Below are 16,661 nucleotides of genomic sequence, written 5' to 3' on the forward strand. Positions count from 1 at the left end.
TTAGTTGCTCGGGCTGCCAGTGCCGCTGGGGCTGGCGCTTGAGGAACCGGGGTTGGTGGGTACAACGGCCTTGGACAGGAAGTAGGTCACTGTAGAACCTGCGGGAACCTCAGCTCCAGCCGCCGGCGAAGACCTTACGAACGTACCGGCCTGTTGGCCTACGGCTCCGTTCACCGGATCCCCGGCTACCCACCGCAGTCCGGCGCCCTCAATGGCCGCGCGAACCTGTGACTCGCTGGCTCCCACGCTGATGGTGGGGACGGCGACCGCTTCAGGTCCCTTGGAGTACTGAACCGTGATGGTTTGTCCCGGATCAACAGGCCCTGTGGGGTTGATGTCTACCACGGTCCCTGGAGCAGCCGGGTTGAAGACCTCCACACCGTCGACGCCGAGGCCCAGATTGCGGAGTTCCGCGCTGACGGTTTGGAAGGGCTGACCCAGATACTGCTCGGGGATCACGTTGATCTTCTGCGGCGTTGACTGCGTCGGCGAGGGTGCCTCGGACGTAGGAGGAGGTGTCGTCGCTGTTGGCGTAGCCGAGGTCGACGTCGGGCTCGCCGACCGGCTGGTGCTGGCAGTGGTGGACTGGCTCGGGCTGGGGGTCGGCGAGAAGAACCCGGACTGGGTGATCAGGAAACCGACCAGCGCGAACAGCACCAGCAGGATCAAGGCAACCATCGGCCAAGTCCAGGGGCTGCGCTTCTTGCGTTCCGGCTCGCCATCGTCGAAGTTCTCGTCATCGGTGTAGACGACTTCCTCGTCGTCGTTCAGCTGACGCTCTGCCTCCAGGGCGTTGGCGCGTGACAGCGGATTGTCGGACGAGGCCGCGGCCGCTCCCACAGCAGCTCCGGCTGCACCGGCGCCCAGCACCGGAAGTGCGGAGGTCGCCGTCGACGACTGCTCTTTTCCGTAAGGCGAGGTGACGACGCCGGTGGGGGCCGTCGCGGTGTCTACAGGCGCTGTGATGGGTCCGGTAGTGGATTCGAACAGCAGCATGCCGGGTACGGCGGCATGGGCCGTGGCGATGTCGCCGTTGCGGATGGCCTCGGCCGCTTCGGCCAACTTGATCGCGTTGGCAGGACGGTTCTTGGGATCCTTGGCCAGCATGGACATCAAGAGGGCACGGACGGGTGTCGGCAAGGTCTCCGGCAGGGGCGGCGGCGCGTCGTTGACCTGCGCCAGGGCAATGGCGATCTGCGATTCGCCGGAGAACGGACGGTGGCCGGTGAGGCACTCGTAGCCGATGACACCCAGTGAGTAGATGTCCGAGGAACCCGTGGCGGTCTGGCCGGTTGCCTGCTCAGGAGCCAAATACTGGGCGGTGCCCATGACCTGGCCGGTCTGTGTCAGCGGAACTTGGTCCGCCAAACGGGCAATGCCGAAGTCGGTGACCTTGACGCGGTTGTCCGGCGTGATCAGCAGGTTGCCGGGCTTGATGTCGCGGTGGACCAGGCCCTGCGCGTGTGCCACGGCAAGGGCGCGGGCTGTCTGCGCGATGATGGAGAGCGTCATGTCCGGAGACAGCACCTGCTCCCGCTCGAGGATTCCGCTCAAGGGATGACCCGGAACGAGCTCCATGACCAAATAGGCCGAGCCGGCTTCTTCGCCGTAATCAAAGACGTTGGCGATGCCCACGTGGTTGAGGAGGGCGGTGTGCCGTGCCTCAGCACGGAACCTCTGGAGGAACCCGGGGTCACCCGTGTATTCCTCTTTGAGCACCTTGATGGCAACGATCCGGCCGAGGATCTGGTCCTTGGCCTTCCAGACCTCGCCCATGCCGCCAATCGCAATGCGACTGGTCAGTTGGAACCTGCCGCCGAGTGTGATTCCCGAAGTAGGCCTCACTTATTCAACACCGCCTCAAAAATCTTCTTTGCGTTCGGACTGGTTAGCTGGGCACCGCTGAGCACATCCACACCCTCCATGACGATGGTGACGGCTACTTGCGGGTCGTTAGCCGGGGCGAACCCGGTAAACCATGAGTTGTTCAAACCTGAATCGCCGAGCTCCGCAGTACCGGTTTTGCCGGCTACCTTGACCCCGGACACGGCTGCTCCCTTGGCAATGCCGTTGTCCACGGCACTGGTCATCCACTCGGTGATTTGGGCCGCGATGGGCTGGGTGGTGCTGGTACGGAGCGCCTCGGGCCTGAGTTCGCTGATGACCCGGAGGTCAGGAGCTCGGACCGTCTTGATCAGGTTCGGCTTCATCTGCACACCGCCATTGGCGATCGCGGCCGTCATCATGTTGATCTGCAGCGGGGTGGCCTTGACGTCGCGCTGGCCCACGGAGGACTGTGCGAGCTGGGCCTGATCGAGGTCCTCGGGGAAAATACTGGGCGCCTGCTGGAGCTTGAGCTGATCGCCGAAGGTCTCGCCGAAGCCAAACTTCTGTGCCTGTTCGCGGATGGCATCCTGGCCCAGGTCCAGCGCAATGCTGGCAAACGGAGTATTGCAGGACTGCTCCAGGGCAAAGGCGAACGACGCCGTCTCCCGGACGTTGCAGTTGCCACCGGCGTAGTTGGGCAGGCTGGCACTGGAACCGGGCAACGGCAGGCTGCTGGGGTTCGGCAGCTCGCTGTCCTTGTTGTACTTGCCTGAGTTCAGAGCAGCAGCTGTGTCGATGAGCTTGAAGACCGAACCCGGCGAGAGCAGGTTGCCCGTGGGGCCGCTGACGTTTTGGTTCAGGTTGATGCCCGGGACCTGGTTCAGCTCTGCGTAGCTCGCTTCTGCGGCGGCCGTGTCATGGGTTGCAATCAGATTGGGGTCGTAGGACGGTTTGGACACCATGGCCAGAACGGCACCGGTCCTCGGGTTGGTGACCACGATGGATCCACGCTGGCCATCGGGTATGAGGTCATAGGCCAACTTTTGGATTTCAGGATCCAGGGTCAGTTCTACCGATGCACCCTTCGGCTCGTTGCCCAGGAACATCTGGCTGATGCGGTCCAGGAAGAGCTGGTCCGAGTTGCCGGCGAGGGTGTCCTCCATGGAGAGTTCCAAGCCGGTTGAACCGAAGCCCTTGGAGAAGTAACCGGTAATGCCGGCGTAGAGCTCAGGCTGGTTGTACTTGCGCTGGAACGCGCAGGACTCTGTGCCGGCAACAGACTCAGCCACCGGCTTGCCGCCGACGATGATGGCGCCGCGGTCGTTGCAGAACGAGGCGAGGATGGCGCGCTGGTTCCAGGGATTGGCGTTGAGGTCGTCAGCGCCAATCACCTGGACATAGCTGATGGCGCCGAAGATCAACGCGAACATGGCGACGGCGGCCATCCAGGAGCTGCGAATAGCCTGGTTCATTGGTGCTTCACCGCCTCTGTTGGTGCGCTGGGTGTCTGTCCTGTGGTGGGTTTACGTGCGGGCGCGCTGCTGCTGGCAGGGGGTTTGCCCACCATGGGAGTGGTGTCCACCGGCCCGCGGGCCGTGTTGGAGATCATGAGCAGCAAGCCGACGATGATCCAGTTGGCCAAGAGCGAGGAACCACCGGCTGCCAGGAAGGGTGTGGTCAGGCCCGTCAACGGAATGAGCCGGGTGACACCGCCGATGACGACGAAGCACTGCAGGGCGATCGCGAAGGACAGGCCGCACGCCAGGAGTTTCCCGAAGGCATCGCGGGTACCGAGGGCGGCGCGGAAGCCGCGCGTGAAGAGCAGCAGGTACAGCATGACTACGGCGAAGAGGCCGATCAGGCCAAGTTCCTCGCCGATGAGGGCCACGATCATGTCGCTGTTGGCGAACGGAACCAGGTCCGGGCGGCCTTGGCCAAGGCCCGTACCAACCAGCCCGCCGTCGGCCATGCCGAACAAGCCCTGCACAATCTGCCCACTGCCACCGGGCGACCTGCCGAAGACCTCCGGGGTGAAGGCGTTGATCCAGCTGTCGATGCGGAAAGCCACGTGCGAGAAGATCTGCGAGGCAATGAATCCGCCGCCAAGGATCAGCAGCAGGCCAATGACAACCCAGGAGATACGGCTGGTGGCCACGTAAATCATCACGATGAACAGGCCGAAGAAGAGGATGGAAGAACCGAGGTCACGTTGGAAGACCAAGACCCCAATGCTCACCAGCCAAGCGGTGATCATGGGCCCGAGGTCCTTGAACCGCGGGAACTGCATGGGGCCGATCTTCCGGCCGGCCAAGAGGATGAGATCCCGGTTGGAGGAAAGGTACCCGGCAAAGAATATGGCCAGCGTGATCTTGGCGATCTCACCTGGTTGGAACGTCATGGGTCCCACTCGGATCCAGACGCGGGCACCGAGGATTTCACCGGCGGAAATGCCCGGTATCAAGGGGAGGATCAGCAGGAACGCACTGGCTGCCAGTGAGATGTACGTGAAGCGGCGCAAAATCCGGTGGTCCTTGAGGAACCAGATCACGGCGATGGATACTGCCATGGCAATCAGGGTCCAGCGGAGCTGGTTGTTGCCCGTATCGTCACCTGGACCGTCCATGCGGTGGATCAGGGCAAGCCCCAGACCGTTCAAGGCCACGACAATGGGAAGTATTACCGGATCGGCATACTTCGCGCGGAGCCTGAGGACCATGTGGAAGGCAAAAGCCGCCACGGCCAGCAAGCTCGACTGGAACCAGAAGTCCCGGTCTAGCCCGACGTCGGAATTTATGCTCACCAAGGCACTCGCGCCTACGCCCACGGCAAGGGCCAGCACGATGAGGACAAGCTCAACGTTCCGGCGTGGTTTGGGAGCAGTTTCAGTCTGTATCACTTGGCCGCCTCACAGGGAGTCGGGACGGGCGAAGGTGTAGCAACGGCTGCAGTACTCGGTACGGGCACAGTGCTGGTGGGCGACGGCGTGGCTGTCGCTGTCGCCGGAGCAGTGGTGGGGCAGTTGGCTGAGGCGCTGCCGGTGTTCTTCAGGTTCTCCACAATGGCCTGTGCGTCGTCGAGGTCACCTGCGGGAACCGTCTGGCGTACGCTCTGCTGACCGTATTCCGGCAATGAATCCACCTTGATATCGGTTACGGCTTCGAGCCGGGAGAGCTGGATGGGGCCGAGTCGCTGCGAGATGCCATTGAAGATAGCGACGCGCTGATCGTATTCGCCCACGTAATAACGGGTTTGGGTCCACGCGTAGCCAAGCCATAGGCCAACTACGACTCCCACTACAACAACCGCTGCGACGGCGGGCATCAACCAGCGGACGCGGCGCCGTGCAGGTTCCTCGACGTCCAGTCGATCCTGTTCGGCCTTGTGGGTGAGGACGGTGGCAGCCCTGCGGGCAACCGTCCGGCCTGCCACAGTAGGGATGGAGCCGGTCTCCGCAGCTGTTGCCGCAGCGCCGACCAGCTCATGGGGGCGGCTGGCCAATTCTTCGCGCAGGACCTCAGCGGACAGGTGCTCGCCCAGGTGCGGATCCGTGGTGATGGGAGGTTCTTTGGACTCATCCGAGGATGTGGACGCCTCGTCGGATTCGTCGTCTGTGGCGCTGGGGTCGGTGGCACTGAATGACGATCCAGCTTCGGCCTCCCTCGCGGCCTTCTCCTTGGGCTCGGCCTGCGCGTCCTCGGCCGACTTGGTGGCGGAAGGACCCACAGAGGGCTTGGAGGCGGTGACCGCCCCGGGCTCGTCCACCGCGGCAAGCGCCGCAGCCGGAACGACGTCGACGGCGGCCGTGTTGACGTCGTCGTCGGTCTCTTCCACGATCTCCAACATCACTACGGTGACGTTGTCCGGGGCGCCGGCTTCCAGCGTGAGATCAACCAGGATCTCAGCGCATTCGCGAAGGTCCTTGGTCTCACGAACCATGCGCTCCACCACGTGCCCGGCCACGTAGTTGAGGCCATCGGAGCAGAGCAGCCAGCGTTCGCCGGGTTCGACGTCGAGGACGTCCAAGTCCAGTTCCGGGCTGGCATCGACGTCGCCAAGGACGCGCATCAGGACGTTCTTGTGGGGATGGGTTTCGGCTTCTTCGGGACGCAGGCGTCCCTCGTCAATGAGCCGCTGCACGAACGTGTGGTCGATGCTGATTTGCTCAAACTTCTTGTTACGCAGCCGATATGCGCGGGAGTCACCAATGTGCGCGAAGTGGAGCTTGCGGTCTTCCAGGAGGAGGGCAGTCACAGTAGTTCCCATGCCGGAAAGCTTGGGATTCTGGTGAACAAGCTCCGAAAGCAGCGAATTGGCCGTCTGGATCTCATCCGCGAGGACAGTCTCTGCGCCGTCAGGATAGTCGTCATGATCGAGGTGGATCATGTCCAGCACCGTTGACGCCGAGGCAACATCGCCGCCGGCGTGACCACCCATACCGTCGGCCACGACTGCAAGATGGCGGCCCACGTACGCGGAGTCGTCATTCTTGGAGCGGATCCGTCCGACGTCGGAACGCGCCGCGTAGCGCATGATGAGCGGGCGCTCCGCGGGCTTTTCCTTGCCTTCGGTGGTCTCGGGGGAGGCCATGGACTACGGCCTCAATTCAATGACCGTCTTGCCGATTCTCACGGGGACGCCAAGCTCAACCGGCAATGCACGGGTGAGCTGTTGATCGGCCAAGTAGGTGCCGTTGGTGGAGCCCAGGTCCTCAATGAACCAGCGGCTGCCTTGCGGGAACAAGCGTGCGTGCCGGCCCGAAGCGTAGTCGTCTTCCAGGACCAGGGTGGCTTCCTGCGCGCGGCCCAAAAGAATGGGGCTGGCGGCCAAGGGGACAGTGGTGCCCTTGAGTGGACCCTCTGTCACCACCAGATTGCGGGCATGCTGGATGGCTGGCGGCGGGGAAGCAGCCAGTTCCGGATGCTTGCGGACTTCGCGGGCTGTGGGAACTCCGGTGACGGCTTTACGGCCGATCTGGAAGTCGCGGCGCATGGTGGAGACAATGCTGAAGATCAAGACCCACAGCAGCAGGAGGAACCCGAAGCGAAGCGCTGTGATGGTCAGTTCGCTGATGTCGTTCACGCGTTGCCACCCGGGGTTTGGGGGAGAAGGCGGAAAATGATCTTGGTACGTCCCATCGTGATGGTTGAGCCGTCTGTAAGTTCCACGCTGCCGTTTACCTTATGCCCGTTGACGTAGCTGCCGTTGGTGGAGCCAAGGTCAACGGCCCACGTGCTGCCGTTCTGTGTGCGGACCTCAAGGTGTTTCCGGGAGACGCCGGTGTCATCCACCAGGATGTCGGCCTCCGAGGAGCGTCCCAGCACCACGGACTGGGCATTGAGGGAGTACCGCTGGCCACCAATGTCCAGAACTGGCTGGAGACGGGTGGGACGCCGGGCCGGTGCGGCCGGAACGTTGGCCCGTGGGGCCTGGGGGGCGGGTGCGGCGTCATCGGAGGATTTTTCGGTCCGGGAAGTGATCTCAAAGTGCCCGGCACGTTCTTCGTCATTGCGGCGGAACGAAATCCTGACTGCGCCTTGGAGCGTGTAGCCCTGGCTGCGGACGTGCTGGATGACGACGTCGCAGAGTTCCTCTGCCAAGGGAGTTCCCCATTCCTGGGCCCTGGCAAAATCTTCGTCACTGAGCAGGACATCGAAGACATTGGGAGCGAGGGTGCGGCCGGCAGCGATGGTGATGGACTTGTTGTCCAACTCGCGCCTCAACTTGCTCGCAATCTCCACCGGCTCAACACGTGCCCGCGACCCTGTGGAGAAGACGTTGCGAACGGCTTTTTCAATGCCGCGCTCGACTTTGTCCAGCAAACCCATGTCCTTCTCCTTTCCTTGCCGCGGCACCCGTTGTGCCTGGTCCGATAGTCCGTCTGCGCACACGGCGAAGTACGCGCCTGACGGCCCTTCCACTTCCCGATACTACTGGGACTGACTGGGAATGGCCTTAATCCACAACGCCTTGCGACCCGGAAAAGTTCGCTCCCGGCCCTCGCTGGTGCGGGAGGCGGCCCATGAAATTTCCGTGGAGTTCCGCCGCTGGGACGGGATTTTTCCGGGCTCCGGGGTCTCGCGGAGGGGGTGCCATCTCCCGATTGGTGTTTTGCCGGGAATGTCCGTTATGCTTGATCTCGCTGCTTTTGAAGGAATCGAAGCTGGGAAACCCGCTGAATCTGGAAAAAGAAGTTGCGCGCGAGTGGCGGAACGGCAGACGCGCTGGCTTCAGGTGCCAGTATCCGAAAGGGTGTGGGGGTTCAAATCCCCCCTCGCGCACGCAATTGAAAGAGCCCCGGTCTTAGGACCGGGGCTCTTTTGTTTTCCAGGGGATCCCAACTGGGTGACAGATAACGTTCTGTTGGCGCTTCGTAGGAGCAGTTGCTGTTACCTAGTTGGGTGAGGCGCGCGGAACCTTCAGCTGCGCGCAGAACCCGTGAACCGGCGTCGTGAGTTGCTCAGGTGCAGGCGCATGGCTGCCGCGGCAGCCACTTGATCACCCTCTGCGATTGCTGCGTATATAGAGGAGTGCTCGTGGACGACCTGGGCGAAGCGTTCGGGGGAGTCCTGGTCTTCGCTGGCGACGAGGCGCGGGCGGGGCATGGTGATCATGGTTTGGCCCAGGGCGGAGATGCAATCCGTATAAAAGGGGTTGCCTGTAGCTGCAGCCACAGCGCGGTGGAACTCGAAATCCGCTTTCATGGAGTGCGCCGGGTGGCCTGAGCTCGCGGTGAACTGCTCCAAGGCGCCGTGGACCGCCTTGAGTTGGTGCTCGGAGTGGTTTTTCGCGGCCAAAGCAGCAGCCTCAGTCTCGACGCCGATCCTGAAATCGAGCATGTGCAGCCGGTCTTCCATGCTGGATACCGAGCGTGTTCCTGGCGCTGCTGCTGGACCTTCCGCGGGCGGGGTCAGCGCGAAGCTGCCGCGCCCGCGTTCGGTTTCCACCAATCCCTCGGCTTGCAGTCGGGTCAGGGCCGAGCGGACGACCGTCCGGCTCACCCCGAACTCGCTGATGAGGGTGTTTTCGCTGGGGAGCTTCTCTCCTGGTTGGATGGCGCCGTCGACGATGCGGTTGCGGAGGTCGGCGGCGAGATCCGCGGTCAGGTTTCGGCTCATGAGTTCAAGATTACGCGCCGAACTCCACTGATTCCGTGGTCCACGCGCGGGCCTGATCGCTGAGCGTGACTCCCAAACCGGGGCGGTCCGGGACGATCATGCGGCCGTTTTTGGTCTCCAGGCGTTCCTCGAACAGGGGGTCGAGCCAGTCGAAGTGCTCCACCCACGGCTCGCGTGGGTACGCGGCGGCCAGGTGCAGGTGGATCTCCATGGCGAAGTGCGGTGCCAGGCCGAGTCCGCGTTCATCCGCGAGGGCGGCGAGGCGCAGGAATTGGGTGATGCCGCCGACGCGGGGTGCGTCCGGCTGGATGATGTCGCAGCTGTTGGCGTTGATGAGGCCCTTGTGTTCAGCAACGGATGCGAGCATCTCGCCCGTTGCAATGGGCGTATCCAGGACCTGGGCCAAGTGTGCGTGGCCCTCAAAGTCGTAGGCATCCAGCGGTTCTTCGATCCAGATGAGGTTGAATTCCTCCAACTGGCGGCCCATGCGCAGCGCCGTGGCACGGTCCCATTGCTGGTTGGCGTCCACCATAAGCGGGACGTCCCAGCCGATGTGCTCGCGGACTCCGGCCACGCGACGCAGGTCTTCTTTGGAATCGGGCAGTCCGACCTTGATCTTGATGCCGCCGATGCCCTCATCGATGGACCGGGTGGCGCGTTCCTTGACCTCGTCCAGTGTGGCGTTGAGGAAGCCGCCTGAGGTGTTGTAGGTCTGGACGGAGTCGCGGTAGGAGCCGAGCAGTTTGGCCAGAGGGAGTCCGGCGCGCTTGGCTTTGAGGTCATAGAGTGCGATGTCGATCGCGGCAAGTGCCTGCGTTGCCACGCCCGAGCGGCCCACCGATGCGCCGGCCCAGAGGAGCTTGGTGTAGATCTTGCCGATGTCGTTCGGGTCCTCGCCGATAATGCCTTCGGCGACTTCCTTGGCGTGGGCGTACTGTGCGGGTCCGCCTGCACGCTTGGAGTAGCTGAAGCCGATGCCGCTGTGGCCCTGCTCCGTGGTGATCTCGGCGAACAGGAACACTACTTCGGTCATGGGCTTCTGCCTGCCGGTGAAGACTTTCGCGTCGCTGATCGGTACGGTGAGGGGCAAACGAGCCGTGGACAGCTTGACGTGGCGAATGAGATCTACGGTGCTCATGGTTCTCCTAGTGGGTGCGGCATCCTTGCCTGCCACTTAGGATACAAGTTGTAAACTTATACTACAAGGGGTGGGGATCGTTGTGGCGACTGCCGAGGCATCACATACTCACTTGTTTCCCGGGGCTGTTGTCAAAGTTCACGGATCAGGGGCGCAGTTGGTGGTCACCTTCTCGGACGGCGCTTCCGCAGCCGCTGAAATAGTCGACGACGGCGGCAAGCCCGCCTTGGTCGTGGAGGCGTACACCACGGGTGCCGGGACGGTGATCCCGCGCAAGATGTGGTTTGTGAGCGCTTCCGAAACAGAGGGTACTGAAGGGTGGCTGAAGGTGGGCCGGGCAGTGGTGTTGGAATGATGAACGTTCAGGCGGGCTCGACCGGGTGCGGGATCATCAGATCCATCCCTGTTGCCAGGCTTTCTCCGCCGCTTCGTGCCGCGAAACGGCCCCGAGTTTCATCATTGCCGAGGACAGGTAATTGCGCACGGTTCCGGGGGCGAGCCGCAGTTGCCCGGCAACCTGCGTCACGCTGGACGTTGACCTGCTGTACCTCAATACATCAAGTTCGCGGTCGGTGAGGGGGCAGCGCTCGGCGGCCAGGGCCGTAGCTGCAATTTCAGGGTCGATATACCGTTTGCCGCCGGCCACGCCCCGGATGACGTGGGCCAGGTCTTCAGCGGGGGTGGATTTGGGAACGAAACCCGAAACCTTCGAGGCCAAGGCCCGGCGCAACACCCCGGGGCGGGCATGGCGAGTGACGATGATGACACGTGTTGTGACGGTTGCCAGGATGCGGGTTGCTGCCTCGACTCCGTCCATCCTGGGCATTTCCAAATCCAAGAGGCAGATGTCCGGCTGAAACTCCAGTGCCAACTCCGCGGCGGTGACACCGTTGTCGGCGCTGGCAACCACCTCGATGTCAGGCTCCAGCCCCAAAAGAGCCTCCAAGGCGCCGCGGATGAGATGTTCATCGTCGGCTATCAGCAAGCGAATGCGCTGCAGGTCATCAAGATCGTTCACGAAGCAATTCCTTGGGAGGGGACCGATGCCTGAAGTTCAAAGCGCTCCGCGTCCAAGATCGTTTCGACCTGACCACCCAGTGCCGAAATCCGTTCGCGAAGGCCCTTAAGGCCATTGCCGGGTGACTTGTTGACGAGCGAATCGCTTGTTACTCCGTTGTTACGAATGGTGAGGTTGCAGCTATCCGCGGAAGCAACCAGCGTGATGGAAGCCAGTGTTGCATCGCTGTGCCTAAGGATGTTGGTGGTGGCTTCGCGAACCGCCATGGCCAGCGCCTTATGAACGTCGGGGTTTCCAGGAATCGGGTCAATCGTGAGTTCGCAATGCGCTCCAGCGGCCGAAAGTACTTCGCGTGCGTTCTCGAGTTCGTTTTCGAGAACTGTTCCGCGGTATCCGGAGACCAGGGAGCGGGTTTCCTCCAGCGCCTGTTTCGCGGAGAGCCGCGCATCGTGAATATGCCCGCGGGCAGCATCGAGATCGATAGTGAGCAGTCGTTCCGCAAGTTCGGACTTCAGGGCAATGACTTGGAGGTGGTGCCCCTGGATATCATGCAGGTCCGCGGCAAAGCGTAGCCGCTCCTGGGCAACGGCCAGTTCCCCTGCCATGAGCCGGTGCCTGTCCAGCTCCACAACTATCCGCCACCACCACAAGCTGCTGATCAAGACCACGGGCATCAATGCGGCATAGCTGAGAAGCATGCGTAAGCCGGGCTCTTCCGGGAATCCGTAGCTGTGGCCATGCAGCAGCGAGTAGATGGTGGGATGCAAAAGCGTCGTTGCGAGGCCAGCGCCCAGTACGACCAGCCGCTGGCGGGAAGGAAGCAGGCAAGCCACCAGGGACGCAGCCAACCACAGCGGCAGGCTCCACATGAGCGCATTGCTGGTAGAGAACAGGCCCAACACCCAAACGGCGACAGAAGAAACAAGCAGCGCCAGCGTCCAGGGAGTGCTCGGAAGTCCTCCGTTCAGGCCTGCCCGCAGGAACCAGCAGTACCGGATTTGGGCGGCCACCACGATGAACAGTGCAAGAAGGAGAAGCCCGGCAACGCCTTCGGAGCGGGAGGTGAACGGTTCCAGGGCAAGAATGACCAGCATGAAATCGAGAACCACGAGGATGAACACCATGGAACCGAGGGTGTACGTCCACGTCGTGCGTACGCTGCGACCCGGGCGTGCGGTGGGCTGCGGAACCTCAAGGTTCGTGGCTGCAAGGTTCGTGGCGGCTGGCATGACGCCCAGTGTAGGGCAATGACATTTGTCATGGATTCATCTGAAAAAGTGCAGGTGAAACAGTGACAGCAAGGCACTACATGGACCCCGATTGGCCCCTGAAGGATGGGACTGTCAACGTTTTCCATCCATGAAAGCAGCCACCATGATTGAGTCCCTGCAAGATTTCACGTCCTCGCTACCGCCCGTGTTGAAGTGGCTCGGGGTAGTGCTGATAGCGGCCATCCCGTTTGTTGATTCCTACTTCGGCGCTGTGGTGGGAGTGTTGACCGGTTTGAATCCCGCGGTGGCCATAGCCGCGGCTGTTGCGGGAAACGTCATCTCTTTGCTCATCTTTGTCTTTGCCGCACACCGCGTGCGCACCAAAGTGGCGGCAAACAGGCCGACCAAGGAAATCACCCCGCGCCGCGCCAAATTGCGCGCCACCTTCGATAAGTTCGGTGTAGCAGGAGTGAGCCTGATCGGCCCAACAATCCTGCCCAGCCAGATCACATCCGTTGCCATGATCTCTTTCGGCGCCTCCAGGAACGCCGTCATCCTCTGGCAGGTCATTTCAATCATTATTTGGGGGACCGCGTTCGGAATTCTGGCCACTCTGGGCGTTTCGCTTGTCCGCTAGGGCATCTCGCACACGGCGTGTCCTTCGAATTCCAGAATATTTTGAGCGACTGCAACACACTTAGCTGCGTGGCGGACAAGTATTGGGTATGAGCTACCTATCAAGAGCCCCCGACGGGGAAGACGCCTTTCGGGGGCTTTACGAATCCGCCTATGCTGACCTGCTCAAGTTTGTTCAGCGTCGCGCGGATGCGGCGAATGCCGAGGACATCGTGGCTGAGGCATTTCTTATCGTGTGGCGGCGGTTTTCGGAAGCGCCGAAGCACCAGGAGGACGCCCGGGCCTGGCTCTTTGGCATCACACGGAATCTCATGCTGAATGCCCGCCGCGGAGAACAGCGGCGGCAGGCCCTGGGCGTCCGCCTGGCTGAGACGACAGCCACATCCCATGTCGATTCCCACGCTGACCTGGTCAGCAGCCGCGTTGACTTAGGCAGAGCCTGGGCCCTTCTCTCCGAAGTCCACCAAGAGGCCCTTGGGCTTGCAATCTTCGAGAACCTGGCTGCACCCCAGGCAGCGCACGTGGTGGGCATCTCCCCAGTCGCGTTCAGGCTCCGGCTCACCCGCGCAAGGCGGGCCCTGCGACTGCTTCTTGACCACGTCCCCCAGAATGAGTCGCTGCCGCCAGCGACGTTTCCCGAAAAGGCCACGACACCATGAAAAACAGCCGGAATATCGACACGCTGCTGCGCTCCATGGACGCAGCCGGGCAGAGTGGAGCTCCCAACCCGGGCCGTTCGCAGAGCGACCTGGAACAGATCCTCAGATCCCGCCCAACTTCTGCGGACAGAGGCGCAGGACCTGTGGAAGACAAAAAGTCGACGACGTACCCAAGCGGCCGTCGTCGTCGAACCTTCGCGTTGGGTGCCGTTGCTTTTGCCGCCACAGTTGGGTTCCTCGTGGTGCCAGCACTGTCCGGAGGCGACCCGGCCTTTGCGACATGGACCGCGGCGCCGGGTGCGCTGATAGGTGCCGAGCGCGACAGCGCGGTCTCCGACTGCATCCGGTCAACTAAAGGTGTCGGGGACGGAATGTTTACCAACGATCTGGAAGCGGCAGAAGTGGCCATCGCTGAAAAGCGCGGCGCTTGGACTACTGTCGTCCTCGCTGGATCCGGCGGGTTCGAAGCAACTTGCACCACGGATACAACGGCTCCATGGTTCAAAAAGGGATCCATCGGCTCAGTGGGAAAACCCGGAGACGGTCAGCCGCTCTCGTCCCGAGAAGTCAGAGCCACCCAGCTCGGAACTGGTGTCATTGCCAACAACCCGCTCTCAATGGCGTCCGGAAAGGTAGGCGCTGACGTTGCGGCTATTGCTTACACCGCAGCGGCTGGCGAACGGATCACAGCCACGGTCTCCAAAGGCCAGTTCGCCTTCTGGTTTCCCGGCACAGAACTGACAAACTCGTCCGACCAACCCGTGCCTGTCGAAGTGACCTACACCGACAACACAACCGAAATCCGCTACCTCAGCCTCTGACGGGCGACCCTTGAATCAAAGGAAAAACCTACCCCCGCAGCGCCCCGAAACCCGAAATCAGGGCCTCGAGTCCCAAGCTGAAGGCAACATCAGTGGGACGCGCATGCTGTTCCAGGGCCAGCCGGTCCACGGCGGCCGTGAAGTTGGGGACCTGTTCGGCGAGGCGGCCGGCGTCGAAGATGTCCTCCGGCGCGGTGACGTCGTAAGCGGCCCCGAACACAAAGGCTTCCAACGCGACAATTGCCGAGATGATTTTTTCTTCGGGGAATCCGGCGTCCCGGAAGCCTGCGGTCACGGCCTCGTACATGGCCAGGGTCTTCGGGGCATTGGCCACCGGAAGTACTGCAATCACGGGGATCAGCGGCGTATGCTCCGAGAACACATCCCGGTAGGACCACGCCCAACGACGCACGGCAACATCCCACGGCTCCACCCCAAAGGCTGAGACATCCACCATCGCCGCCAAGTGGTCCTCCAGCAGCAGCAACACGTCATCCTTGGAGGCTACATGGTTGTACAGGGCAGAAGGCGCGACGCCGAGGGAGCGTGCCAGGGCCGCCATGGTGAGTCCGTCGTAACCCTTGCTGCTGATCAAGTCGAGTGCCGCCGTCGTGATGCCGTCCTGGTCCAGGACCGCCGCGGTCGGCCGACCGGCGCGGCGGCGCGCGGGGAGCGCGGAAGGAGCGGGAGTTGGTGCGGGCATCGGAAGCCTTTCTGCTGCCTGTGTCCCCAGCATTATTCCATCGGGCCTTCACAGCGGCCGACTCCAACGCTACTATGGATATAAATGAATGGCATTCATTTATTGGTCAGCCACCACGGACGGCCACGGAGAGGACATCATGCAGAATCTTGATCGCGACGTTGTGATCGTCGGTGCCGGACCGTCAGGGCTGACGGCGGCACGCGAATTGAAGAAGGCCGGACTCAGCGTTGCAGTGCTCGAAGCACGCGACCGCGTGGGCGGCCGCACCTGGACCGACACCATCGACGGCGCCATGCTGGAAATCGGCGGCCAGTGGGTTTCCCCGGACCAGACGGTGCTCATGGAGCTGCTGGACGAGCTCGGACTGAAAATGTACTCACGCTACCGCGACGGCGAGTCCGTCTACATCGGCGCAGACGGCAAGCGCACGCAGTACACCGGTGACACTTTCCCGGTGAACGAAACCACCAAGGCCGAGATGGACAAGCTCGTCGCCATCCTGGACGGCCTCGCTGCCGAGATCGGCCCCACCGAGCCCTGGGCACACCCCAAGGCACGCGAGCTGGACACCATCTCCTTCCACCACTGGCTCCGCCAGAACTCCAGTGATGAAGAGGCCTGCAACAACATTGGCCTCTTCATCGCCGGCGGCATGCTCACCAAGCCTGCCCACGCCTTCTCCGCGTTGCAGGCAGTCCTCATGGCCGCCTCTGCCGGCTCGTTCACGCACCTGACGGACGAGGATTTCATCCTGGACAAGCGCGTCATCGGCGGTATGCAGCAGGTCTCGCTGCTGCAGGCAGCAGAGTTGGGCGACGACGTCGTCCTCAACAGCCCCGTCCGCACCATCAAGTGGGACGACAACAACGTGACTGTCGTGTCCGAGCAGGCAACCGTCAACGCGCGGTACGTGATCATGGCCGTGCCGCCGAACCTGTACTCCCGCGTCTCGTTCGAGCCCCCGCTGCCGCGCCGCCAGCACCAGATGCACCAGCACCAGTCCCTGGGCCTGGTCATCAAGGTCCACGCCGTGTACGACACGCCGTTCTGGCGCGAAGAAGGACTCTCCGGCACCGGCTTCAGCGCAGGCGCGCTGGTCCAGGAGGTCTACGACAACACCAACCACGGCGACACCCGCGGCACTTTGGTGGGCTTCGTATCCGACGAAAAGGCCGACGCCGTCTTCGAACTCAGCGCCGAGGACCGCAAGAAGGCCATCCTCGAGTCCATCGCCGGCTTCCTGGGCGATAAGGCCCTCACGCCCGAGGTCTACTACGAATCCGACTGGGGCTCCGAAGAATGGACCCGCGGCGCCTACGCTTCCAGCTACGACCTCGGTGGCCTGCACCGCTACGGCAAGGACCAGCACGCCAACGTAGGACCGATCTACTGGTCTTCCTCCGACCTCGCGGCCGAGGGTTACCAGCACGTCGACGGCGCCGTCCGCATGGGCCAGGCAACCGCCGCCCGCATTGTTGAGGCCAACAAGCTGAGCGCGCTGCCCGTCGCCTAAGGCATTTCGTACGAGCA

16 protein-coding genes and 1 tRNA gene are annotated in these 16,661 nt (G+C 62.6%); 6 read left to right on the forward strand and 11 right to left on the reverse strand.

Features of this window, described 5'->3' with window-relative positions; translation table 11 throughout:
- Genes QEH68_RS00140 through QEH68_RS00165 form a run of 6 tightly spaced genes read right to left on the reverse strand, consistent with a single transcriptional unit; the run spans position 1 to position 7,652 of the window.
- Positions 1 to 1,845 (reverse strand): protein kinase, encoded by a 1,845-nt coding sequence (locus QEH68_RS00140; RefSeq protein WP_280625280.1) that lies wholly within the window; start codon positions 1,843 to 1,845, stop codon positions 1 to 3.
- Positions 1,842 to 3,299 carry a penicillin-binding protein 2 gene (locus QEH68_RS00145; RefSeq protein ID WP_207595602.1) on the reverse strand — a complete coding sequence of 486 codons (1,458 nt, stop codon included), beginning with the start codon at positions 3,297 to 3,299 and terminating at the stop codon, positions 1,842 to 1,844. Before QEH68_RS00145 ends, QEH68_RS00140 begins: the two co-directional genes overlap by 4 nt.
- The gene (locus QEH68_RS00150) at positions 3,296 to 4,723 is read right to left on the reverse strand and encodes an FtsW/RodA/SpoVE family cell cycle protein (RefSeq protein WP_089593071.1); all 1,428 of its coding nucleotides are present in this window, start codon (positions 4,721 to 4,723) and stop codon (positions 3,296 to 3,298) included. Before QEH68_RS00150 ends, QEH68_RS00145 begins: the two co-directional genes overlap by 4 nt.
- Positions 4,720 to 6,414, reverse strand: a complete 1,695-nt coding sequence (locus QEH68_RS00155) for a PP2C family serine/threonine-protein phosphatase (protein WP_280625288.1) — start codon at positions 6,412 to 6,414, stop codon at positions 4,720 to 4,722. The genes QEH68_RS00150 and QEH68_RS00155 overlap by 4 nt, the downstream gene beginning before the upstream one ends.
- A gap of 3 nt (positions 6,415 to 6,417) precedes the next feature.
- Positions 6,418 to 6,897: an FHA domain-containing protein gene (locus QEH68_RS00160; protein WP_172322000.1), complete on the reverse strand. Its 480-nt coding sequence runs from the start codon at positions 6,895 to 6,897 to the stop codon at positions 6,418 to 6,420.
- A gap of 5 nt (positions 6,898 to 6,902) precedes the next feature.
- The gene (locus tag QEH68_RS00165; protein ID WP_207595604.1) at positions 6,903 to 7,652 is read right to left on the reverse strand and encodes a DUF3662 and FHA domain-containing protein; all 750 of its coding nucleotides are present in this window, start codon (positions 7,650 to 7,652) and stop codon (positions 6,903 to 6,905) included.
- Positions 7,653 to 8,022: 370 nt separating this feature from the next.
- Between QEH68_RS00165 and QEH68_RS00170 the strand changes: the two genes are divergently transcribed.
- Positions 8,023 to 8,105 (forward strand) — tRNA-Leu (locus tag QEH68_RS00170).
- A 138-nt stretch (positions 8,106 to 8,243) separates the two neighbouring features.
- Here the strand turns inward: QEH68_RS00170 and QEH68_RS00175 are convergent.
- Both QEH68_RS00175 and QEH68_RS00180 read right to left on the reverse strand, forming a co-directional pair.
- The gene (locus tag QEH68_RS00175; RefSeq protein ID WP_280625292.1) at positions 8,244 to 8,942 is read right to left on the reverse strand and encodes a FadR/GntR family transcriptional regulator; all 699 of its coding nucleotides are present in this window, start codon (positions 8,940 to 8,942) and stop codon (positions 8,244 to 8,246) included.
- A gap of 10 nt (positions 8,943 to 8,952) precedes the next feature.
- The gene (locus tag QEH68_RS00180; RefSeq protein ID WP_090822204.1) at positions 8,953 to 10,080 is read right to left on the reverse strand and encodes a mandelate racemase/muconate lactonizing enzyme family protein; all 1,128 of its coding nucleotides are present in this window, start codon (positions 10,078 to 10,080) and stop codon (positions 8,953 to 8,955) included.
- Between the two features lie 70 nt (positions 10,081 to 10,150).
- On the opposite strand from QEH68_RS00180, the gene QEH68_RS00185 reads away from it, so the two are divergent.
- Entirely contained in the window at positions 10,151 to 10,435 is a 285-nt protein-coding gene (locus QEH68_RS00185; RefSeq protein ID WP_280625294.1) for a hypothetical protein, read from the forward strand.
- Between the two features lie 36 nt (positions 10,436 to 10,471).
- Here QEH68_RS00185 and QEH68_RS00190 read toward each other — a convergent pair whose 3' ends face one another.
- Both QEH68_RS00190 and QEH68_RS00195 read right to left on the reverse strand, forming a co-directional pair.
- Complete coding sequence (locus QEH68_RS00190; RefSeq protein ID WP_242703461.1) at positions 10,472 to 11,098, reverse strand: response regulator transcription factor; 627 nt, start codon at positions 11,096 to 11,098, stop codon at positions 10,472 to 10,474.
- A complete protein-coding gene (locus QEH68_RS00195; RefSeq protein ID WP_280625301.1) occupies positions 11,095 to 12,327 on the reverse strand; it encodes a histidine kinase in 1,233 nt (410 codons plus the stop codon). Before QEH68_RS00195 ends, QEH68_RS00190 begins: the two co-directional genes overlap by 4 nt.
- A gap of 145 nt (positions 12,328 to 12,472) precedes the next feature.
- Here QEH68_RS00195 and QEH68_RS00200 point away from each other — a divergent pair, with 145 nt between their 5' ends.
- The 3 genes from QEH68_RS00200 to QEH68_RS00210 all read left to right on the forward strand — a co-directional run bounded on the left by QEH68_RS00200 (position 12,473) and on the right by QEH68_RS00210 (position 14,425).
- Positions 12,473 to 12,946: a hypothetical protein gene (locus QEH68_RS00200; protein WP_280625304.1), complete on the forward strand. Its 474-nt coding sequence runs from the start codon at positions 12,473 to 12,475 to the stop codon at positions 12,944 to 12,946.
- A gap of 88 nt (positions 12,947 to 13,034) precedes the next feature.
- Complete coding sequence (locus QEH68_RS00205; RefSeq protein WP_280625306.1) at positions 13,035 to 13,604, forward strand: sigma-70 family RNA polymerase sigma factor; 570 nt, start codon at positions 13,035 to 13,037, stop codon at positions 13,602 to 13,604.
- Positions 13,601 to 14,425 (forward strand): hypothetical protein, encoded by an 825-nt coding sequence (locus QEH68_RS00210; protein ID WP_280625308.1) that lies wholly within the window; start codon positions 13,601 to 13,603, stop codon positions 14,423 to 14,425. The genes QEH68_RS00205 and QEH68_RS00210 overlap by 4 nt, the downstream gene beginning before the upstream one ends.
- A gap of 28 nt (positions 14,426 to 14,453) precedes the next feature.
- On the opposite strand, the gene QEH68_RS00215 is transcribed toward QEH68_RS00210, so the two are convergent.
- A complete protein-coding gene (locus QEH68_RS00215; RefSeq protein WP_280625310.1) occupies positions 14,454 to 15,161 on the reverse strand; it encodes a TetR/AcrR family transcriptional regulator in 708 nt (235 codons plus the stop codon).
- 106 nt (positions 15,162 to 15,267) lie between these two features.
- On the opposite strand from QEH68_RS00215, the gene QEH68_RS00220 reads away from it, so the two are divergent.
- Positions 15,268 to 16,644: an NAD(P)/FAD-dependent oxidoreductase gene (locus QEH68_RS00220; RefSeq protein ID WP_242703655.1), complete on the forward strand. Its 1,377-nt coding sequence runs from the start codon at positions 15,268 to 15,270 to the stop codon at positions 16,642 to 16,644.
- Positions 16,645 to 16,661: the final 17 nt, after the last annotated feature.

This window comes from Paenarthrobacter sp. OM7 (genome assembly GCF_029873575.1).
Taxonomy (GTDB): Bacteria; Actinomycetota; Actinomycetes; order Actinomycetales; family Micrococcaceae; genus Arthrobacter.